Annotated in this window: 16 protein-coding genes and 1 pseudogene; 4 read left to right on the top strand and 13 right to left on the bottom strand. The window is 66.6% G+C overall.

Features of this window, described 5'->3' with window-relative positions; genetic code table 11:
* Positions 1 to 45 precede the first annotated feature (45 nt).
* The 8 genes from ABRP34_RS01670 to ABRP34_RS01705 form a co-directional block, all read right to left on the bottom strand.
* Positions 46 to 1,434 (bottom strand): MFS transporter, encoded by a 1,389-nt coding sequence (locus ABRP34_RS01670; protein ID WP_353712008.1) that lies wholly within the window; start codon positions 1,432 to 1,434, stop codon positions 46 to 48.
* A gap of 82 nt (positions 1,435 to 1,516) precedes the next feature.
* Positions 1,517 to 2,584 (bottom strand): NAD(P)-dependent alcohol dehydrogenase, encoded by a 1,068-nt coding sequence (locus ABRP34_RS01675; RefSeq protein ID WP_353712009.1) that lies wholly within the window; start codon positions 2,582 to 2,584, stop codon positions 1,517 to 1,519.
* Positions 2,581 to 4,119 carry a mannitol dehydrogenase family protein gene (locus ABRP34_RS01680; RefSeq protein WP_353712010.1) on the bottom strand — a complete coding sequence of 513 codons (1,539 nt, stop codon included), beginning with the start codon at positions 4,117 to 4,119 and terminating at the stop codon, positions 2,581 to 2,583. The genes ABRP34_RS01675 and ABRP34_RS01680 overlap by 4 nt, the downstream gene beginning before the upstream one ends.
* Before the next feature lie 2 nt (positions 4,120 to 4,121).
* A complete protein-coding gene (manD, locus tag ABRP34_RS01685; RefSeq protein ID WP_353712011.1) occupies positions 4,122 to 5,339 on the bottom strand; it encodes a D-mannonate dehydratase ManD in 1,218 nt (405 codons plus the stop codon).
* Positions 5,336 to 6,316, bottom strand: coding sequence for a 2-hydroxyacid dehydrogenase (locus tag ABRP34_RS01690; protein ID WP_353712012.1), 981 nt, complete (start codon positions 6,314 to 6,316; stop codon positions 5,336 to 5,338). Before ABRP34_RS01690 ends, manD begins: the two co-directional genes overlap by 4 nt.
* Positions 6,317 to 6,318: 2 nt before the next feature.
* The gene (locus tag ABRP34_RS01695) at positions 6,319 to 7,308 is read right to left on the bottom strand and encodes a LacI family DNA-binding transcriptional regulator (protein WP_353712013.1); all 990 of its coding nucleotides are present in this window, start codon (positions 7,306 to 7,308) and stop codon (positions 6,319 to 6,321) included.
* A 460-nt stretch (positions 7,309 to 7,768) separates the two neighbouring features.
* Positions 7,769 to 8,815 carry an AAA family ATPase gene (locus ABRP34_RS01700; protein WP_353712014.1) on the bottom strand — a complete coding sequence of 349 codons (1,047 nt, stop codon included), beginning with the start codon at positions 8,813 to 8,815 and terminating at the stop codon, positions 7,769 to 7,771.
* A 229-nt stretch (positions 8,816 to 9,044) separates the two neighbouring features.
* Positions 9,045 to 10,640: an ATP-dependent DNA ligase gene (locus tag ABRP34_RS01705; protein ID WP_353712015.1), complete on the bottom strand. Its 1,596-nt coding sequence runs from the start codon at positions 10,638 to 10,640 to the stop codon at positions 9,045 to 9,047.
* 43 nt (positions 10,641 to 10,683) lie between these two features.
* On the opposite strand from ABRP34_RS01705, the pseudogene ABRP34_RS01710 reads away from it, so the two are divergent.
* From ABRP34_RS01710 to ABRP34_RS01720, 3 genes and pseudogenes are all read left to right on the top strand, one after another.
* A pseudogene (locus ABRP34_RS01710) lies at positions 10,684 to 10,923 on the top strand (deaminase); the annotation flags it as partial.
* 119 nt (positions 10,924 to 11,042) lie between these two features.
* Positions 11,043 to 12,365: a serine hydrolase domain-containing protein gene (locus tag ABRP34_RS01715; protein ID WP_353712016.1), complete on the top strand. Its 1,323-nt coding sequence runs from the start codon at positions 11,043 to 11,045 to the stop codon at positions 12,363 to 12,365.
* A 201-nt stretch (positions 12,366 to 12,566) separates the two neighbouring features.
* Positions 12,567 to 12,701, top strand: a complete 135-nt coding sequence (locus ABRP34_RS01720) for a hypothetical protein (RefSeq protein ID WP_353712017.1) — start codon at positions 12,567 to 12,569, stop codon at positions 12,699 to 12,701.
* A 37-nt stretch (positions 12,702 to 12,738) separates the two neighbouring features.
* Here ABRP34_RS01720 and ABRP34_RS01725 read toward each other — a convergent pair whose 3' ends face one another.
* The gene (locus tag ABRP34_RS01725; RefSeq protein WP_353712018.1) at positions 12,739 to 14,313 is read right to left on the bottom strand and encodes an amidohydrolase family protein; all 1,575 of its coding nucleotides are present in this window, start codon (positions 14,311 to 14,313) and stop codon (positions 12,739 to 12,741) included.
* 314 nt (positions 14,314 to 14,627) lie between these two features.
* Here ABRP34_RS01725 and ABRP34_RS01730 point away from each other — a divergent pair, with 314 nt between their 5' ends.
* Complete coding sequence (locus tag ABRP34_RS01730; RefSeq protein ID WP_353712019.1) at positions 14,628 to 15,905, top strand: NAD(P)/FAD-dependent oxidoreductase; 1,278 nt, start codon at positions 14,628 to 14,630, stop codon at positions 15,903 to 15,905.
* A 219-nt stretch (positions 15,906 to 16,124) separates the two neighbouring features.
* Here ABRP34_RS01730 and ABRP34_RS01735 read toward each other — a convergent pair whose 3' ends face one another.
* The 4 genes from ABRP34_RS01735 to ABRP34_RS01750 are packed head-to-tail and all read right to left on the bottom strand — an operon-like array spanning position 16,125 to position 19,832.
* Positions 16,125 to 17,543: an aspartate ammonia-lyase gene (locus ABRP34_RS01735; protein WP_353712020.1), complete on the bottom strand. Its 1,419-nt coding sequence runs from the start codon at positions 17,541 to 17,543 to the stop codon at positions 16,125 to 16,127.
* Positions 17,544 to 17,582: 39 nt separating this feature from the next.
* On the bottom strand, positions 17,583 to 18,752 hold the full coding sequence (locus ABRP34_RS01740; protein WP_353712021.1) for a M20 family metallopeptidase: 1,170 nt from the start codon (positions 18,750 to 18,752) through the stop codon (positions 17,583 to 17,585).
* Positions 18,742 to 19,413, bottom strand: coding sequence for a DUF1028 domain-containing protein (locus tag ABRP34_RS01745; protein WP_353712022.1), 672 nt, complete (start codon positions 19,411 to 19,413; stop codon positions 18,742 to 18,744). Before ABRP34_RS01745 ends, ABRP34_RS01740 begins: the two co-directional genes overlap by 11 nt.
* Entirely contained in the window at positions 19,410 to 19,832 is a 423-nt protein-coding gene (locus ABRP34_RS01750; RefSeq protein WP_314195862.1) for a RidA family protein, read from the bottom strand. Before ABRP34_RS01750 ends, ABRP34_RS01745 begins: the two co-directional genes overlap by 4 nt.
* Positions 19,833 to 19,901: the final 69 nt, after the last annotated feature.

Raw genomic sequence — 19,901 nt, forward strand, 5'->3', positions numbered from 1 at the left:
TGACAGTGCACGACGGCGGCGCGTGCCGCCGTCGTGCACTGGGTGTTACTTGACTGTGCGGGCGGCGGCCAGCTCAGCCGCCACCGTAGGGGTGGCGACCACGTCGGCACGGCCGGCGTCCTCGGGGTCGGTCAGGTCGCGGTTGACGGTCTCCGGTGAGAGCCGCGTGGCGATGAAGCTGACGAGCATGGTGAGCGACATGTAGATGGCCACCGGGATCCAGGAGTTGCTGAACAGGCCCAGCAGTCCGGCGCAGACCATCGGGGCGATGCCGCCGCCGATGATGGAGGAGAACTCACGGCCCAGGGTGACGCCGGCGTAGCGGTAGCGGCTGCCGAAGATCTCCGGGAAGTAGCTCATGTGCACACCCACCACGCCTTGGCAGGCCAGCATGAAGCCCACGATGATCACCAGCACGATGGCCACGGGGGAGCCGGTGGTCAGGAGCATGAAGGCCGGTGCCGGGAAGAGGATCAGTGCCCCGGTGATGACGGAGACCACGCGCCGGCGGCCGATCTTGTCGGACAGGATTCCGAAGGACACGGCGGCGACGCCGCCGCAGAGTGCACCGATGAGGAGTACCGGCGGGATGAACTTGGGGTCCGTGCCGACAACCGTGATCAGGTACGAGGCCATGAAGACCTGGATGGTGTAGGACTGGGTGCTGACGCCGAAGTTCATCAGGATGACGCGCAGGACGTTGGCCTTGCCGTGCTTGGCGACTTCCTTGAGCGGGGCGGGCGGCTCGGTGCGGGCCTGCTTGATCTCTTCGAACACGGGGGATTCGTCGAGCTTGCGCCGGATGACCAGGGCGGCGATGGTGACGAAGATACTGGAGAGGAAGACGAGCCGCCAGCCCCAGGTCAGCATGTCGTTCGGTGCCAGGGATTGGGCGGCGATCCACACCAGCGCGCCCAGGGCGGTGCCGGCGGCGGCGCCGACCATGATCAGCGAGGCGAGCTTGCCCCGCGTGCCGGGGGCTGCGGATTCGGTGAGCAGTGTTGCGCCGCCGGACTGTTCGGCGCCGGCGCCGAAGCCCTGGGCGGCACGGCATACGCACAGCAGGATCGGGGCTAGCAGGCCGATCTGGTCGAAGGTGGGAAGCAGGCCGATGGCCAGTGTGGCGCCGCCCATCAGGAGCAGCGTGACCACGAGGATCCATTTCCGGCCGAGGCGGTCGCCGAAGTGGGAGAAGAAGACGCCGCCGAGCGGACGGAAGAGGAAGCCGACGGCGAAGGTGGTGAAGCTGGCGATCAGCGCGGCTGCGGGGGAGACGTTGGGGAAGAACAGTTTGCTGAAGACGAGGGCCGAGGCGGTGCCGTAGATGACGAAGTCATACAGTTCGAGGGTGGTGCCGATGAGGCCTGCGACGGCGGCCTTCCGGACTTTGCTCTGGTCGACTTCCCCCGGGGGGAGGTGCGCTGCTGTGGTCATTTCCAAACTCCTTTGAATGGATGTAACGCGGTTGCTGGGCCTGGGGCCACGACCGCCGGGTTCCCTGGCCGAGCTTGCGAGGCTAGGGGGCGGTTGGGGGGTAGGTAATGAGTACTTTGAGGTTGGTGGGGTCGGTCACCGGTGCGGTGAGTGCGGCGGCGGCGTCTTCGAGCGGGAACGTGCTGGTGATGATGGACGGCAGGTCCACGACGCCGGAGGAGGCGAGGTCGATCGCAGCCGGGAATGCGTTTGCGTAGCGGAAGGCAGTGACGAGGTCGATCTCGTAGCGCTGGAGGAACCCGAGCGGGATACCGTCCACCGTGGCTTTGGCCTGGCCGACGACGGTGGCGCGGGCTGCCGGCGCCAAGGTCTGGAGGCCGTCCGCCAGGGCCCTCGTGTTGCCGGAGCATTCGATGAGCCGGTCCATGCCCGTCAGGTCCAGCGGCGTGGTTGCGGTGTTGATGGTGCGGGTGGCGCCGAACTTCGCGGCGACGGCGAGGCGGTCGGCGTTCACGTCCGTCACCACGATCTCGGCGGTGCCCTGGGCTGCTGCGACCTGGGCGACGAGCAGGCCGATGGGTCCGGCGCCGGTGATCAGCACGCGGTGGCCCTTGCGGACCTGCGCCCGTTCCACGGCCCAGACGGCGACGGCGAGGGGTTCGATCGCTGCTCCGATTTCCGCCGGGATGGTGTCCGGCAGTCGGTGGACGGCAGCCTCGGGCACCACCACGTGGCGGGCGAACAGCCCGTCGGTGGGCGGGGAACCGAAGCAGGTTCCGGCAGGGCAGAGGTTGTAGCGCCCGGACAGGCACGTCGGGCATTCCCGGCAGGGCAGGGCGGGTTCAATGACGACGGCGGTGCCCGCGGCGGTGGTGGCCTGCGGTCCGGCGGCGATGACGACGCCGGCACCCTCGTGTCCGAGGACGGTGGGCTGGCGCAGCACGTTGGTGCCGTTCCGGCCGTCGGCGAAGTAGTGCATGTCCGAGCCGCAGATCCCGCCGGAGCGCATTTCGACCAGCAGGTCATTCTGGCCGAGGGCGCGCAGCGGCTTGTGCTCGATGCGCAGGTCCCGGGCGCCGTGCAGCACGGCGGCCTGGGTTCCGGTGGGAAGCCCGGCGGTGTTTGTTGCGGGAATGGTTTGGGTGGTCATGGCGTGCTCCGTGTGGTTTGGAGGGACGGGGCTGAAGTGAGGGACGCGGCGGTGCTGGCTTCGGCGACGGCAGCCAGGGTTCCTGCTGAGTGGATGATGTCAATGAATTCGCCGGTGCGCAGGATGAACTCGTCGCGTTCGGCCAGTTCCTGGCCAAGGAGGTGGTGGTCTCCGAGGACCTTGCGGGCGAAGTCCTGGCCCGAGCGGGAGCCTGCCGCCAGCCCGGCCAGCAGGCCGCGTGCCGGGTCCTCCATGGCGTGGGCCTGGGGGCCGGGGTCGAACCCGGGCAGCGGAGCGATGCATGCCAGATACGCGGCGGTGGTGAGCGCCAGCAGCTGTGGCGTCCGGCCGTCGTCGAGCATCTGCAAAGCCGGTAGCGGGATCCGCTGACGGAGTTTGACGGACCCGTCCGAGCCCACCTGGCTGGTGCGGTGGCCCAGGGCCGTGTTGCGCCAGCGGGAGAAGAGCTGTTCCTCGTAGGCGTCCACGTCCACGCCCGACGGCACCGTGACACTGGGCAGATACTCGTTCTGCAGCACGGATCGGGCGGCCAGTTCGATGGCCGGGTGTGAGACGGAGTCGGGGATGGTGACGGCTCCGGTGAGGGCTCCGAGGTAGGCGATGAGGGAATGGGTGCCGTTGAGCAGGCGGACCTTCAGCTGCTCGTAGCCGGCAACTTCGTCGGAGAACACCGCGCCGCCGTCCTCCCAGGTGGGGCGTCCGGCGATGAAGTTATCCTCCACGATCCACATGGTGAACGGTTCTGCGGGTACGGGGATCCGGTCGCTGTAGCCGCGCTCGGATGCGACCAGGCTGCGGTAGTGGTCTGTGGTGGCCGGCACGATCCGGTCCACCATGGACGAGGGGAAGCTGGTGCGGGTGTCGATGAAGGCTAGGGCCTCGCCGGCTTCGGCGGGCGGGAGCCGGGAGGCGAATTCGCGGACCAGCCGCTGCGTGTGGTGGCCGTTGTCGGCGAGGTTGTCGCAGCTGAGGATGGTGACGGGTTCCGCGTGGGTCCGGGATCGGTGCTGCAGGCCGCGGACGATCTGTCCGATCGGTGTCCGCGGCGTGCCGGGGTTGGCGAGGTCATGCTGGATGGCGGGGTCCTGGAGGTTCAGCGAGCCGGTGGCGGGGGTGTAGTTGTAGCCGTTTTCGGTGACGGTCAGGGACACGATCCGGGTGCCGGCGTCGCCGATGGCCGTGATCACCCGGTCCGGGTTGGCGGCGGCGGTGAAGGCGTCGGTGTGGACCCGGGGAAGTGAGAACTTTGAGCCCCCGGGGGATATTTCCACCACGGTGTAGAGCATGTCCTGGGCGTGCATGGCGTCCGGGATGGCGGTGGAGCGGCTGGCGACGCCGATGATGCCCCAGTCGCCGCCGTGGGCAGTGACGGCGGCGTCGGTGTAGACGGCCTGGTGGGCGCGGTGGAAGTTGCCGAGGCCCAGGTGCACGATCCCGGGGGCCGCCGGTACTGCCGGCCGCCGCAGGATCCCGGGGATGGCGGAGGACAGTCCGGGGGTTGATGAAGACGTCATGGTCACCAGTCCTTCATGGAGCCGTCGAGCTCGCGGGCGATGGGCAGGTAGGCCTGCTTGTACGGGAACCGGGCGGCGGCCTGCTCGTCCACGTGCACGCCGAGGCCAGGTTCGTCGCCGGGGTGGAGGTAGCCGTCTTCGAAGCGGAAGGTGGCCTGGAACACCTCGGACACCAGGGGGTCGTAGCCCATGTATTCCTGGATGGCGAAGTTGGACGTGGCCAGGCCCAGGTGGAGGGAGGCAGAGAGGTTGATCGGCGAGACGTCGGAGGGGCCGTGCGGGGCGCCCTTGATCTGGTAGACCTCCGCCAAGGCGAGGATCTTGCGGACGTGGGAGATGCCTCCGGCATGCACGACGGCGGTGCGGATGAAGTCGATGAGGCGTTCGGTGATCAGGTGCTCGCAGTCCCAGACGGTGTTGAAGACCTCGCCGATGGCCAGGGGTACGGTGGTCTGCTGGCGCAGGGTGCGCAGCAGCCGCTGGTTCTCCGCCGGGGTGACGTCCTCGAGCCAGAACAGGTCCACGTCCTCCAATGAACGGGCCAGCCGGGCGGCTTCGGTCGGGTTGAGCCGGTGGTGGACGTCGTGCAGCAGCTTGAGCTCCGGGCCAACGTGCTCGCGGACCGCGGCGAGGACTTTCGGGGCGTGGCGCAGGTAGGCGGAGGTGTCCCAGTCCTCTTCGACGGGACCGGCGCCGCGGCCGGCCGGCTCGTAGCTGGCGGCACCCTTCGTGACGCCATAGACCTTGTCCAGGCCGGGAACCCCGGACTGGGCGCGGACAGCGCGGAAGCCCTGTTCGCGCCGGCGGTCCACGGAATCGAGGAGCTCGGGAACGTCCCAGCCGGTGGCGTGGGTGTAGGTCAGGATCTTGTCGCGGGCCGCGCCGCCGAGGAGCTGGTAGACGGGAACGTCCAGGGCCTTGCCCTTGATGTCCCACAGCGCCAGGTCGACGGCACCGATCGCGGCCATGGTTACCGGCCCTCGCCGCCAGTAGGCGCCGCGGTAGAAGTACTGCCAGGTGTCTTCGATCCGGTCCGCGTCCCGGCCGAGCAGGGCGGGCGCGAGGTGGTCGCGGAGGTAGCTGGCAACGGACAGTTCGCGGCCGTTGAGGGTGGCGTCGCCCCAGCCGACGATGCCGTCGTCGGTGGTGATCTTCAGGGTGACGAAGTTGCGGCTAGGGCTGGTGACGAGGACGTCGACGTCAACGATTTTTCGGGTCATCGGGAAATCACTACATTCTTCAGGGGCTGGTTCGCTGACAGTCGGGTGATGTTTTCGGCAATTTCGCGGGCACGGCCGCGGAAGGTCTCGGTGGTGACGCCGGAGGAATGCGGGGTCATGATGACGTTGTCGAGCCGGCCGAACGGCAGGGCAGAGGGTTCGCCACGCCCGTCCGTGCCCGGGTACTGGTACCAGACGTCGACGGCGGCGCCGGCGATCCGGCGCTCCTTCAGGGCCTCGTAAAGTGCGGCTTCGTCGACGACGGGTCCGCGGGCAACGTTGACGATCTGCCCTTCGGGGCCGAGGTCGTCCAGTTCGGCCGCACCGATCAGGGAGGTGGTTCCGGCGTCGAGCGGGATGCTGACCACCAATACGTCGGATTCGCTGAGGGCCTCCCCCAGGCGGTCAGTGGCGCCGGTCCAGCGCAGCGAGTTCTCCTGCGCGTTGACGGAGCCGCTGCGGGTGATGGCGATGCCCTCCGCGCCGAAGGCCTGCAGCAGCTTCCAGGCGGCGCTGCCGATGTGGCCGAAGCCGAGGAACGTTACCACCGCGCCGCGCAGCGTCTCGGGCTGGCGGATGTCGGGGGAGTAGACCGAGGAGGACCAGACACCGGTTCTGAGGGCTGCGTCCTGGCCCAGCAGGTTGCGGCGCAGCGCCACGAGCACGGTGGCGATGTGCTCGGCGATGGAGCCCTCATGGTGGAAGGTGTTGGCGCAGACCGTCCCGGCGGGCAGGGCGGCGGCGTCGATGCCGTCGTAGCCTGCGCCCGCCACGTGAACCAGCCTCAGGTTCCGTGCCTCGGCGCCCATGGCGGCGGTGAACTTCGGGCCCACGTAGACGTCGGCGTCCTTGAGGTCGGTCAGGACCGAGTGTTCGTTCCAGCTGTCGTGCCAGGACGTCACGGTGCCTTCCGGCAGTGCCGCCTCGAAGGTGGCGCGCTGGGGCATCAGGTTGGAGTCTGCGATGACGACTCTCATGGTTACTTTCCCTGGAGGGTCTGGTCGGCGGTGCGGGCCGCGAACGTGGAGCCGCGCACGATGAGCTGCGAGTTGAGGTGGACGGCTTCGGTGGCCGTCGGCTTGCCGGAAATTTGTTCGAGGAGGAGTTCGAGGGCGAGGGAGCCGCTGCGGCCGATGGGAACCCGGACGGACGTGAGTCCTGGTTCGGCAGCGGCGGCGATGTCGAGGTCGTCGATGCCCACCACGCTGATGTCCTCGGGGCAGTGGTAGCCGAGTGTCCGGGCTCCGGCGAGCATGCCGATAGCCACGAGGTCGTTGTAGGCGATGACGGCGGTGGCGCCGCTGGCGACCACCGACGCGGCGGCGGCTAGGCCGCCGTCGACCGTGGCGTTCTGGTTGCCCACGGTGACCAGTTCAATGCCCCACTCGTCGCAGAGGCGGGTGATGGCGGCAAGACGCTGGCCGTTGGCCCAGGAGGAGGCCGGGCCGGGGATGTAGGCGAGCTTGCGGTGGCCGAGGGCGTGCAGGTGCTCAACGGCCTGCCGGATCCCCTCGCCGGCCTCCATCAGTACGCGGGCCGCATGGTCGGCCTCACCGTTGATCACGACGAGCGGCGCGTTGCCGGCCAGGTTGTGGATCTGCTCCGAAGGGAGCCGCGGGGAGCAGAGGATGATACCGTCCACACCGGTGGCGAAGGCCGCGACGTGGTCGCGCTCCCGGGCGGAGGACTCGCCGGTGTCAGCGAGCACCATCCGGTGCCGGCCGTGCCAGGCCTGGTCCTGGATGGCCTTGATGAGCGCAGCGAACACCGCGTTGGAGATGTCCGGGACCACAACGCCGAAGGTCCGGCTGCCAGTGAGGCCGGGGACGTCGTACCCGAGCTGGGCGGCGGCATCCATGACCTTCTGCCGCGTCTCGGCGGCGAGCCGGCCGGGGTCGCCGAACGCCCGTGACGCGGTGGCGAGCGAGACGCCCGCGAGCTTTGCGACGTCCGTGAGTTTTGCCGCCATCAGTCCTCCAGTTGCTTCGTTGAAACCCTTCCCCCCAAGTATGGAAAAGCTTGTACAAGCTTGTCAACTGTTTTCCATGAACTGCGTCACATGGGTGCATGGGGCCTTCCAGAAGACGCAGTAGGACCAGGGGGCGAGCTGCGACGGGAGTCAAAGCCCGATGAATGCGGCTTTGAAAACCGTGCCGCTGCGCTTCGGGTCATGCTGATCCGCGGCGGGCCCTGAATCATGCACGTTTCCATTTCTGTGCCCATGTCTGAAAAAAGTGCAACGCCATGACACTGGTCGGTTGCCCCGCTCGCGACTTGCCCTGGATGCCGGGGCTGTGCGCCCCGGGGGCCTTAGCGGGCAGGCTTCGGTGGGTAGGTAAGCCGTCCTCCGGTTGCACGGCATCGGAACAGTTGTGCTTTTCCCGCTCGGGGCGGGACGGGCGTTCGCCTGGCAGCCGCCGCAGATCCGGTCAGACCAGCCAGCGCCACCAGCGTGACCGCTCCGGTTCCGGCGTCGGTTCCGATTCCGGCTCAGGCTCCGGCTCCTCACCCAATGCCAGCGCGGCCTCGACGATGTCGTCCGCGGTGAGCGTCATGACGGCCTCACGATCGAGCGCGTCGAGACTTTGTTCCTCGTCGAGCGACAGCCGCAGCGCCTGACGGTTGAGCGTCTGCTCGAACAGCGTGCGGGCGAACCGTGCGTTGCCGGAGTCCTCGCCCGCGTGAAGCCCGGTGAGGATGCGGCGCAGCATCTGGTCCGCGCCCGGCTCCAGCGTGTACTCGTGCTGGGCCAGCATCTGGTGGAAGATCATCTGGAGTGCGTCGACGGAGTAGTCGGGGAACGTGATCTCGCGGGCGAACCGGGAGCGCAGTCCGGGGTTGGAGAGCAAGAAGGATTCCATCAGCCGCGGGTACCCGGCCACGATCACGACCAGGCGGTGGCGGTGGTCCTCCATCCGCTTGAGCAGGACCTCGATCGCCTCGGGGCCGAAGTCCATCCGGCCGTCCTCCGGGGCGAGCGCGTAGGCCTCGTCGATGAAAAGGACGCCGTCCAGCGCACGCCGGATCACCCGGTCCGTCTTGATGGCGGTCGCGCCGACGTACTGCCCCACCAGGCCCGAACGGTCGACCTCGACCAGGTGGCCTTTTTGCAGCAGACCGACCGCGCGGTACATTTCGGCCAGGAGCCGCGCCACGGTGGTCTTGCCCGTGCCCGGGTTTCCGAGGAACACCAGATGCTGTGATGTGGCCACCTCCGGCAGGCCGTGCGCCTTACGGCGGGCCTGGACCTGGAGCAGTGCGACGAGCGCCCTCACCTGTTCCTTCACGGTCTCCAGTCCGACCAGAGCATCGAGCTCGGCCTGCACCTCGGACAGCGGCCGGGCCGGCCCGGGCCTCGCACCGATGAGATCGCCGACCAGGTCGTCGACGCGCTCCGAAACGGGCAGCTTGAGCTGATCGGCCAGATGGACGATGGTTTCGCGCAGGTCGTCGAGCGGATGGCGGCTGGCAGCCATGCATCCACTGTAGTACTCGATTCCCAGGTATTGAACGCGGCAACCCATCCTGCCACACGCGCGCGGTTCCATACCCTTTCCGTTTCGGGCCGGGGGCTGTCATTGGCGGTTTCTCGTTGAGGAGGTTGCCCGGAGTGCTCGGCACGTGAGGATCGTCGGCTCATCTGGACCGTCGCCGCTGCTCGGATCTGAAGCTCGTGCACGCGCCTGCACGGACAACGCTAAACCATCAATTTTTCGGGAGTGGGATGTCTCTTCCCAAATCTGGTTCCGTCGGCGCGGGCGATACGTTTCTGCCCCCTGGGGTATGGAGCAGAGCGCGCAACGTCTGGATGGTGTCGGCCTCTGCGGCCGTCTTGTCGTCACGGTAACGCTTCACGCGTGCGAACCGAAGGGCGATTCCACCCGGATAGCGGGGAGAGTGTTGGACGCCGTCGATGGCGATCTCGACCACGGTGACCGGCTCGGTCCACACCGTACCCGCAGTTCGCCGCACCTCCAGCTCCTGGAACCTTTCAGTCTGCCATTGCAGCAGCGCATCGGTGAGGCCCTTGAAAGTCTTGCCCACCATGACGTAGCCGCCGGCCTCGCCGAACTCGCCAACAGGGTCCAGGGCTCCGAGGTGCAGGTTCGACAGCAGTCCGGTGCGCCGTCCTGACCCCCATTCGCAGGCGAGCACCACCAGGTCGTAGGTGAGCACCGGCTTCACCTTGATCCAGTTCGAACCCCGCCGCCCGGCGGCGTAGGCCGAGCCCACCGCCTTCACGACCACACCCTCATGACCGGCGGCCAGCGCATCGCGCGACACGCTCTCGGCAACAGCCGCATCCGCAGTGATTTTCCCCGGGATGCGGTGACCCGGCGCAATGCGCTCAAGCACGCCGATGCGTGTGGACAGCGGCTCGTCCAGCAGGTCGCGCCCGTCGATGTGCAGCACGTCGAAAAACCACGGATGCAGCAGCGTCGTGCGCGCCGCGTTCGTCCCGAACCTTGACATGGTCTCCTGGAACGGCCGGGGGCCGCCGTCCTCGTCCAGGGCTAGTGTCTCGCCGTCGAGGATCACATCGCGCACGGGCAGTCCGCGCACCACCTCCACAACCTCAGGCAGCCGATGGGTCACTTCGGCCAAGGTGCGGGTGTAGATGCGCACGTCGTCGCCGGCACGGTGAACCTGGATACGTGCGCCGTCGAGCTTGTATTCCACCGACGCTTCCCCCGTCGCCTCCAGCGCCTCGCTGGCACTGGCCGCGGTTGCGGCGAGCATGGGCTGCACGGGACGTCCGACGACGAGGCCGACAGCGTCAAGCTGGGCCGCCGTGCCCGTGATCGCCAGCAGGGCGGCCCAGCCGAGATCGCCGGAGAGCATGGCTGCGCGGCGTACAGCCTCGACCGGCCGGCCGGCGGCGCGGGCGATTGCATCCGTCAGTACGCCTTCGAGTGCACCGGTACGAAGTTCTCCGAGCAGCACGCCGGCGATGAAGGCCTGCTCGCGTTCGGTGGCTTCCGCCATCAGGGTCCGAAGGGTGGCGGCGCGTTCCACGGTCGAGCCAGTGCCTGCGGTTGCCTGCAGCCTGTCCAACGCAGCGTCGAGGTGGGCAATAGTGAGATTCGGCTCAGGAGCGGGTCCGCCCTTGGCCGCTCTCATGCCGCTCCAGCCGATCCCGACTCGGCCCTGGCGAGGCTTAGCGGTGAGCAGGCCGACCGCCGTCGGGATGTCCGCGGGGTCGAGCCGGAGCAGCAGGTCTGCAAGTTCGTTGACCTTGGCGAGCCGGGAGCGGGTGGCCGCTACGGCTTCCAAGGTCCTCACGAGCACGTCGAGCAGCATGGCATCAGTCTGTCACGGCCGCAGGCTATGGACAGCGATTAGCTGGCAGGCGCCCGTGTCCGATGACGAGGCTGGCGCTGCCATCGGCGAGGAGATTGGCCGCATCGACGCCCTGCTCCTCGGGCGGAAGACCTACGACATTTTCGCGGCCTACTGGCCGCACCAGTCCGACGAGATCGGCGGCACGCTCAACCGGGTGCCTAAGTTTGTCGTTTCCAATTCACTGGTTGCTCCGGCGTGGGCGGGCATCAAGGTGCTGCCAAATGCAGAGGCAGCGGGCCGTACGTGGTCGCCCGTGATGGCGTCCGATACCTCATGTCATCAGGTACGGGAAAGGGGTGGATCTCGCGACGCCGCTGGGGTACGTTGAGCGCAATTATCAGCGTCGCCGGGGAGTCCACCGTGACCAGTAGCAGGCACAACCACAATTGGCATTTTCCCTCCCGCCTCCTCGCACTCGGCATCGCAACCGCAACTGCGTTGGCGATCTCCGGGTGCACGTCCACGCCAACGCAGGCTCCCGCGTCGTCCACTGCACCGCCATCGGTGGCCCCTTCAACTACCGGCACGACGGCGGGAGGAAAGACAGGATCGGCGACTCTCGGCGGACTGGACAAAGCCAAGATCCAGGACACTTTCCGGACTCTCGCCAAGGAGCTGCTCGTACCGGGAGCGGCCATGATGCTCCGCACCACGCAAGGCGACGTCAGCCTCACCTACGGCGTGACGAGCGCAGGCGGGTCAACATCTGTCTCACTCGATGACCACATCCGCATCGGCTCCGTCACCAAGACGTGGACTGGGACCGTCATCCTGCAGCTCGTGCAGGAAGGCAAACTCAAGCTTGAGGATCCCGTTTCGAAGTACCGCTCTGACGTACCGAACGGCGACAACATCACCATCGAACAACTCCTGACCATGCGTAGCGGAATCTACAACTACTCGGAGACTTACGAGCTGAACAAGGCCCTCGACACCACGCCGCAACGGGCATGGACGCCTGAGCAACTCGTGGCGATCGCCCTGCCGTTGCCCGCATACTTCGGCCCCGGCGAGGGCTTTCACTATTCGAACACCAACACGGTTCTGCTGGGGCTCATAGCCGAGAAACTGGATGGCAAGGGCTTCGGCCAGATCGTGCGTGACCGGATCCTGGAACCACTGGGCCTGAAACAAACGTCGTTTCCGGCGGCGGAGTCTTCCGGCCTTCCCAAGCCTTTCTCCCGCGGCTACATGTACATGGACAACCTTTTCACCCTGTCCACGGCCAAGCTTCCTGCGGACTTGATCGCCAAGGCGCAGGACGGCTCATTGAAACCGCATGACTACACAAACGCCAACCCTTCCTGGACGTGGGCCGCCGGGCAGGGAGTCTCCACGGCGGGCGACCTCATGACCTTGGCCGAGGGCCTCACCGATGGCAAGCTGCTCAACCCGGACCTACAAAAGAAGCGCATGGACAGCCTTGCGCCGATCGACCCGGACAACCCGGGCGCCGCGCGGTATGGCATGGCGCTGGCCCAGTTCGGCCCGCTCTACGGACACACCGGCGAACTCCCCGGCTACAACACTTTCATGGGCAGAGATCCGCAGAACAATGTGACCTTGGTAGTGTGGACGAACCTTGCACCGTCACCGGACGGACGGGATCCGGCGTCGACCATCGCCAAGGCCATCATCGGGGACCTCTACGGCGCAGCGCCGACAGGTCCAGCCACGCGGTGAACCTCAGACACGGCGTCGCCCGGCGCGCCCGAGGGCTTGGCACCGGGGGACACCTGTCCAGAGGGAAAACCAGGCAAGCCCGGCTCAACCTGGCCCTGCCTCCTCCAACGCAAAGATCCCTCAGCTCGGGATCCGGCCTGTCGTTCCACATCATCCACCGGCCGGTTTCGGGCCCAGCATCAAGGCGTCGGCCCCCTGAGCTTGATCCTGCTGGTGGTCGGTGCCGGCGCGTTCTTCGGTGCGGTGCTCTCCGCCACCGGTGTTGGCAGGGCTGTTGCGGATTCATTGGCCCAGGCCGGCCTTCCGATCATCCTGTCCGCCTTCGGGGAGACCTGACGCTCCTCACGCTTGATGCTGCAAGGGTTGCGGTGAATCAGTGCGGTGAGGTTTCCCGCTCGGCGTGCTGTCCGTCGTAAACAGTCCGGCCGCCGACGACTGTGCGCAGGACTTCCGTGCCGAGGAGCGCGGTTGGGCTTGCGGCCGCGAGAACATCTGTGTCGAGGACCACGAAGTCGGCGTAGAGGCCGGCGGCGAGGCGGCCGATCTCGTGCTCCGCGCCACACGTCCAGGCCGAGTCACGGGTGGCGTGTTCGACGGCGTTGGCAAGTGGTAGCGCAAAGTCCGGGACATTGGCCGCTGCGGTTGGGTCGAGGGCGGAGGCGCGGGTGGCGGCGACGTACATATTGGGCAGCGGCGCATGGGGCGACGTGGGGGAGTCGGTGCCGAAAGCGAGGCGCGCGCCAGCGTCCGTCATCCATGGCCACGGGAACCCGCGCTCGACGCGGTCGTCGTCGAGCTTTGCCCGCCAATTCGCACTGATGGCAGGGTCGGCGTGGACCGGCCGCATGCTCGCGGTGATACCGAGTGAAGCGAGGCGATCGACGTCGGCCCTGTCCACGAGCTCGAGGTGCTCGATCCGGTGACGGCGTTCGCGTGGGCCATTCTGAGCCACCGCGTGTTCGACGGCGCCGATCGCGATCCGCACTGATTCGTCTCCGATGGCGTGCATCGCGACTTTCAACCCGGCGGCATCGGCAGCTGCGACTACTGGTGCGAGCTCCTCGAGGCTCCAGATCGGGGCTGCGTTGGACCCGTCGGCGTAGGGACTCCCGAGGGTCGCGGTGCAGCCGTCGATCGTGCCGTCGATGATCACCTTGATGCCGACCACGCGCAGGAAGGGCGAAGGGTGCTCGGCGGCAAGTTCGGCCGCCCGCTGAACCTGGGCGATGTTGTCTTCGGCGGAGCCGGTGTTATTCACGCGCCAGTAGGCAATGAGCCGGCTGGTGAGGCTTCCGTCCTTGTCTGCCCGCTTGAATGATTCAAGGTCGGTCTCGTTGAATCCCATGTCGCATGCGGTGGTCACGCCGGTCTCGCGGTAGGCGCGTTGGACGGCGGCGATGCTGGCCCCGTGTTCGTTCTCGCTAACTTGGGAATCCAGGAAGGGAAGCACGATGTCGTAGAAGGCGTTCTCGTCGATATAGCCTGTGGCGTGCCCGGCAGCATTGCGTTTGATGGTGCCGCCGAGCGGGTTCTGAGTGTCAGCCGTGATTCCCAGTTCTGCAAGAGCGGCCGTGTTCACCCACACAGAGTGAAAGTCGTATGCGAAGGCGTAGACGGGCTTTCCGGGAACTGCGGCATCGAGCATTCCGGCGTCGGGGACACCGCCCGGGATTGCTCCGTGCAGCCAACCTGTGGCCAGGACCCGGGCAGCGGCAGGGCGCTCGGTGTCCCATGCAGTGATTCGCTGCTGGATCTCTTCGACGGACTTGGCGCCCCATAGGCTGACCTGGCCCAGGGCTTCGCCGGTGCCGAGCACGTGGGCGTGGCCGTCCACGAAACCGGGCACAACCAGTCGGCCCTCCAAGTCGATTCTCTCGGCATCCGGACGAAGGCGCTGTGCTGTGTCGGCGTCACCCACATAAAGGATTCGTTCGCGTTGGACAAGCATGGCCTCGGCCCAACGGCGGGTGTCCGAGGTGAAAATGCCGGCGTTCGTAGGAACTATCCGCGATACGGATAGTCCGGCCGGGCCGATGCCCGCATAGCTGGGAGTAAACGGACATCACAATTTCAGATGTGATTGCCCTGATTTATGAGCTATGCAGATGCACTTGCCGCAAGTGAAGATGGATCAACCGTCACTTATGAGGGCCGCAGCGGCCGCGATTCCAGCCGGAATTCCCAAAGACGGGATCGGCTGCGCGCGACGTTCAGGTGCGCGGAGGAGCGCTGTGGCAACTCTGCTGAAATTAGGAGATCGACATGATTAGCCAAGAGGTTGAGGTCCTCGTCGTGGGCGCGGGTCAAGCCGGGGTTGCGATGAGCGAGCATCTGAGCGAACGCGGGATATCGCATCTGGTCCTGGAGCGGGACCGTATCGCCGAACGCTGGCGCACCATGCGGTGGGACTCCCTGGTTGCGAACGGACCGGCCTGGCATGACCGCTTTCCGGGCCTGGAATTCACCGACGTTGAGCCGGGCTCGTTCCCGTCAAAGGAGCAGGTAGCGGATTACTTCGTTGCCTATGCGGAGAAGATCGGTGCACCGATCCGCTGCGGCGTGGAGGTGACATCCGTGCGCAGGAAAGTCGGCGCACCCGGATTCCATGTTCAGACATCGGACGGGAACTTCGACGCACGCTACGTCGTGGCAGCAACGGGGCCGTTCCAGCGGCCGGTGATCCCCGCCGTCGTTCCCGACACTGCCGACCTTGTGCAGGTCCACTCCAGCTCGTACCGGAACCCGGCGCAGCTTCCGGAAGGCGCCGTTCTCGTGGTCGGTGCAGGGTCTTCGGGCGTGCAGATTGCCGCCGAAATCCAGCGGTCGGGCCGGCAGGTCTTCCTCTCGGTCGGGCCGCACGACCGGCCCCCGCGGAGCTACCGCGGACGCGACTTCTGCTGGTGGCTCGGAGTGCTCGGCATGTGGGACGCTTCCACCCCCGCGGCCGGCGCGGAACACGTCACGATCGCGGTGAGCGGTGCCGACGGCGGCCACACCGTCGACTTCCGGGCCCTCGCCGGGAGCGGCATCAAGCTCGTCGGCCGGACGGAAGCGTTCCGGGACGGAACCATGCGCTTTGCCGAGGACCTCCGTACCAACATCGCGAACGGCGACGCTCACTATCTGGGCCTTCTCGATGAAGCTGACGCCTACGTCGAGCGCAACGGCCTTGATCTCCCTGAGGAGCCTGAAGCCCGCACCCTGGGGCCCGATCCGGACAGCGTCACGCACCCGATCCTCGAGCTCGACCTCGCTGGCTCAGGTGTTGCCTCCATTGTCTGGGCCACCGGCTTCGCCGTCGACTACAGCTGGTTGCAGGTGGACGCTTTCGATGAGAAGGGCAGGCCACGTCACCAACGCGGAGTCTCTACTGAGCCTGGCGTCTACTTCCTCGGGCTGCCGTGGCAGTCACGCCGCGGCTCCAGCTTCATCTGGGGCGTATGGCACGACGCCAGGTACGTCGCTGACCAGATCGCCATCCAGCGGAGCTACCTTGCCCACAACGACCAGCACGCCCTGGTGGCGAGCGGAGCCATCTGACGCCACGGGCATAGGGGAGCGAACACAGCGAACAGCGAAGGGGACCGTGCCACGGAGGCATGGTCCCCTTCGCTGTTGCTCTTGCAGCTGCTTCCTGCGGGGTGCCGGCGGAAAAGGATCCCATCGTAGGGGGAACCGAGCAGGAGGAAGCACAGAGAAAGGGCCCGGTGCGTGGAACATGATCCACGCACCGGGCCCATCGCAAGCTGCCGCCCGGCGTCAGCCCAACCCGGCCAAGGCCCTCGCCGAAAGAGCATCCTCCACCTTCTGCTGGTCGAGCAGTCCACGCTCCATCACCAGGTCCGCAATGCCTCGACGGGAAGCAAGTGCCTCCTTGGCCAGCTCGGCCGCGGCGGCGTAGCCGATCAAGGGGGCAAGACCTGTGACGACGCTTATCGAGTCGAGCATCCGCTGCTGCAGCACCTGCGTGTTCACTGTGATGCCATCGACGCAGTGGGTCCGGAGCTGACGGCAAGCGACTGTGAGCCAGGCAAGCGACTCAAGAAGGGAGTCCGCGATGACTGGTTCGAACGCGTTGAGCTGAAGCTGGCCGGCCTCCGCGGCCATGGTCACCGTTGCGTCGGCACCGATGACACGGAAGGCGACCTGGTTGACCATCTCGGGGATGACCGGGTTGACCTTGCCGGGCATGATGGACGATCCTGCCTGCACGGCGGGCAGGAAGATTTCCGCGAACCCCGTCTGCGGACCGGAGGAAAGCAGTCGAAGGTCGTTGCAGATCTTGGAGAGCTTCACCGCCGCTCTCTTCAGCACACCGGAGACGAGCATGAAGACTCCGGTATCGCCGGTGGCCTCAACGAGGTTGGCCGCGGAGGTCTGCTGCAGGCCCGTGACCGAATTCAGCTCACGAATGACGGCTTCCCGGTATCCCGGGGGAGCGGTGATGCCGGTACCTATGGCGGTGGCTCCCAGGTTGGATTCCCGCAGATGCGGAAGGAGCTCGAGGAGCCGGTTTCCATCCTCGCGCAGGGTTTCGGCGAATGCCCCGAACTCCTGTCCCATGGACATGGGTACTGCGTCCTGGAGCTGGGTGCGGCCTACTTTGATGATGCCGGCGAACTCCGCGGCTTTGGCATCAAAAGCCCCTATGAGCCTGCTGTGTTCGGCGCAGAACTCCGAGATTTCCCGCTGCAGTGCAATTTTGATCGCCGTCGGATACACGTCGTTGGTGGACTGGCTGCGGTTCACGTCATCAATGGGGTGCACTGCAGCGTAGTCGCCCCTGCGGTGACCCATCAGTTCCAGGGCGCGGTTCGCTATCACCTCGTTGGCGTTCATGTTTGTGCTTGTCCCCGCGCCACCCTGGATGGTGTCGACGACGAACTGGTCGTCGAGGAGCCCGTCCATGACATCACGGGAGGCCCGTTGGATGGCGGCAGATTTGTCCGGTTCAAGAAGCCCGAGGCTTTCATTGGCACGGGCTGCTGCATACTTCACGGCACCGAGGCCCCACATCATGGAGCGCAGGGTGCCGATGGTTCGTCCGCTGACCGGGAAGTTGTCTACGGCCCGCAGGGTGCTGATGCCCCAATAGGCGTCGGCGGGGACATCAGCGTCCCCGAGGCTGTCGTGCTCCCGCCGCGGTCCCGCGACGGGGGAGGGAAGTTGATCTGTCATGGTCCTGTTCCATAGAAGTCCACAAGTGCAAAAACCTGGCTACCGCGCGGACACGTAGTCCAGCGCAGTAAGCGCCAGAGCCGCAGCGCCGTCATGGATGGCACGGTTGGCCGCCTCTCCAACGCAGTGGGCGGCGAACTCGGGTTGGTGGTTGGCCGCAGGGAAGCAGCCGAGCCCGATATAGGGGTGGATGGCCGGAACCACTTGGGACACGTTTCCCATGTCGGTTGAGGCCCGGTTCATGGTCGCCTGCTCCGGCGGGGCGTTGAAGTCCCTGCCAAGTGATTCCGCATGCGTGACATACAGCGCCAGCGCCCGCAGGTCCGTGCGGAACTCCGAGTAGGGGTCCGACTCCGGCGTGACCGATAACTCGCAGCCGGACGCGAGCGCCCCGGCCTCGAAGCAGCGGTGGACCCGCTCTTCCAGATTGCCCAACTGGGCAAGCGACTCAGCACGGACGTACCAGCGGCCCTCGGTCTTTTCAGGTATGGCGTTGGGCGCTTCGCCGCCGCGGGTCTGGATGCCGTGGACGCGGGTGCCGGCGGGCAGTTGCTGGCGGAGGAGCCCCAGGGCAACCTGGGCGACGATGAACGCGTCGTTGGCATTGACGCCCCGGTCAGGATACGCGGCGGCATGGGCAGACTTACCCCGGTATTCCACATGGGTGTGGGCCACGGCGTAGGGACGGGCCTCGGCCGAGTCGACGGGGCTTGGATGCGCCATCATGGCCAGATCCAACCCAAGGAAGGCACCCTTCTTGAGCAACTCGATCTTCCCGCCGCCGCCTTCCTCGGCCGGCGTTCCGTAGAGTTCCACGGTGAGGTCCCGCTCGGCGGCAAACTCTGCCAACGCAACAGCGGCACCGCATGAGATGGCGGTAATGATGTTGTGGCCGCACGCGTGCCCGAGGCCGGGTAGTGCGTCGTACTCGGCCATGAGCCCGATGCGCCGTGCGCCGTTTCCGAAGACGGCCCGTATCGCGGTGGGGAAGCCCATGTACTCCTTCTCCACCTCGAATCCGTGCGACGCCAGGTAGTCAGCGGTCCACTCTGCTGCGCGGTGTTCCTGCCAGCCGAGTTCCGGGTTGGCGTGAAGTGTCTCCGAGAGCCGGGTCAGGGCCGCGTGCTGTGCGCCGACGGCATCGAGGACCCGACCGCGCTGACCGGGCAGGCATGCCGGACTCATCGCGGTAGCAGATTCAGCGTTCATCGCCCGCCACTCCATAACCAACGGAAGACGCCGGGTCCAGCCCGCGAATCACATAGTCCTGCCGCTGCGGGAGCCAGACCTGCAGGAGTTGCTCGAGCCCTGCGATCGGGTCCTCATGCCAGTCCACCCGCAGGTCGGTGTCGCGCCACCCGTGGCCGGAGACCACCGAGAGGCCGGCCGAGCGCACCGGCCCAGCCTCACCGCCGGCTGCCTCGGCGGCACGAAGGGCGGCCATGAGCCGCACTTCCAGTTCCCCTGAGGTGGCTTCAAATGCGTCGCAGAGGGCCTGGGCAACGCCCGGATGCGCGAGCATGTTGCCGGCGGCGACACTGTTTCGGCTGCTGGCCCCGCCGAACACGCCCAGGGTGTGTGCTCCGCTGAACACTGCGGACGCGCCTTTGGCGTCCAGGACCACCAGCTGCCGGTAGTCCACCGCAGGTGATTCACGTACGACGGCGCCAATCGCCTCTTGCGCTGAATAGCCCGCTTGCAGCCGGTCAAGTAGCGCATGGCCCAGCCGGGGATCGGTGACGTTCTGGGAGCTGACTGCGCCGACGCCGTCACGCAGGTGCGCGCAGCGTGCGGCGACGGCGGGCGAGGACGAGGAGACGGCAATGCCAAACCTGCCTTGCCCGTCTGTGGCAGCGATGCTGAAGGTCATGCCTGTCCCTCCGCCGAGAGCACTGCTGTGGCGTCAATTTCCACGAGCCATTCCGGGCGCGCCAGTGCCTGGACAACGATTCCGGTAGATACGGGGAACACGCCCTTGAGCCATCGGCCCATGGTCCGGTAGACCGTTTCCCGGTAGCGCGGATCGACGAGGTAGACGGTCACCTTGACGATGTCTTCGAGGCTGCTGCCGGCCTCCTTAAGCAGCATGTCGATGTTGGCCATGGCTTTTTCCGTCTGGGCTTCGACGTCGCCGATACCTACAGATTCGCGCGTCTCCAGATCCTGTCCGATCTGGCCCCGAAGATAGACCACGCCGTTGGCGACCACTGCCTGGCAGAGATCGTTGTCCAGGTTCTGCTCGGGGTAGGTGTCTTTCGTATTAAACGTGCGGATACGCTGGTGCTTCACGTGGCTGCTGCCTTTCAGTCCTGTTTCGGGCGGATGCTCGTATCCTTCAGCTTCCTGTGACGGTTTGGA

Origin of the sequence: Arthrobacter sp. K5, assembly GCF_040448525.1 — a bacterium.
GTDB classification, from domain to species: Bacteria; Actinomycetota; Actinomycetes; order Actinomycetales; family Micrococcaceae; genus Arthrobacter; species Arthrobacter globiformis.

Bases quoted from the DNA above. Each gene is read 5' to 3' on its own strand.
- ABRP34_RS01740 (WP_353712021.1), bottom strand. From the start codon at position 18,752: ATGAACGCTGAATCTGCTACCGCGATGAGTCCGGCATGCCTGCCCGGT.
- ABRP34_RS01690 (WP_353712012.1), bottom strand. From the start codon at position 6,316: ATGAGAGTCGTCATCGCAGACTCCAACCTGATGCCCCAGCGCGCCACC.
- ABRP34_RS01680 (WP_353712010.1), bottom strand. From the start codon at position 4,119: ATGACGTCTTCATCAACCCCCGGACTGTCCTCCGCCATCCCCGGGATC.
- ABRP34_RS01705 (WP_353712015.1), bottom strand. From the start codon at position 10,640: ATGCTGCTCGACGTGCTCGTGAGGACCTTGGAAGCCGTAGCGGCCACC.
- ABRP34_RS01675 (WP_353712009.1), bottom strand. From the start codon at position 2,584: ATGACCACCCAAACCATTCCCGCAACAAACACCGCCGGGCTTCCCACC.
- manD (WP_353712011.1), bottom strand. From the start codon at position 5,339: ATGACCCGAAAAATCGTTGACGTCGACGTCCTCGTCACCAGCCCTAGC.
- ABRP34_RS01695 (WP_353712013.1), bottom strand. From the start codon at position 7,308: ATGGCGGCAAAACTCACGGACGTCGCAAAGCTCGCGGGCGTCTCGCTC.
- ABRP34_RS01735 (WP_353712020.1), bottom strand. From the start codon at position 17,543: ATGACAGATCAACTTCCCTCCCCCGTCGCGGGACCGCGGCGGGAGCAC.
- ABRP34_RS01700 (WP_353712014.1), bottom strand. From the start codon at position 8,815: ATGGCTGCCAGCCGCCATCCGCTCGACGACCTGCGCGAAACCATCGTC.
- ABRP34_RS01730 (WP_353712019.1), top strand. From the start codon at position 14,628: ATGATTAGCCAAGAGGTTGAGGTCCTCGTCGTGGGCGCGGGTCAAGCC.
- ABRP34_RS01725 (WP_353712018.1), bottom strand. From the start codon at position 14,313: ATGCTTGTCCAACGCGAACGAATCCTTTATGTGGGTGACGCCGACACA.
- ABRP34_RS01745 (WP_353712022.1), bottom strand. From the start codon at position 19,413: ATGACCTTCAGCATCGCTGCCACAGACGGGCAAGGCAGGTTTGGCATT.
- ABRP34_RS01670 (WP_353712008.1), bottom strand. From the start codon at position 1,434: ATGACCACAGCAGCGCACCTCCCCCCGGGGGAAGTCGACCAGAGCAAA.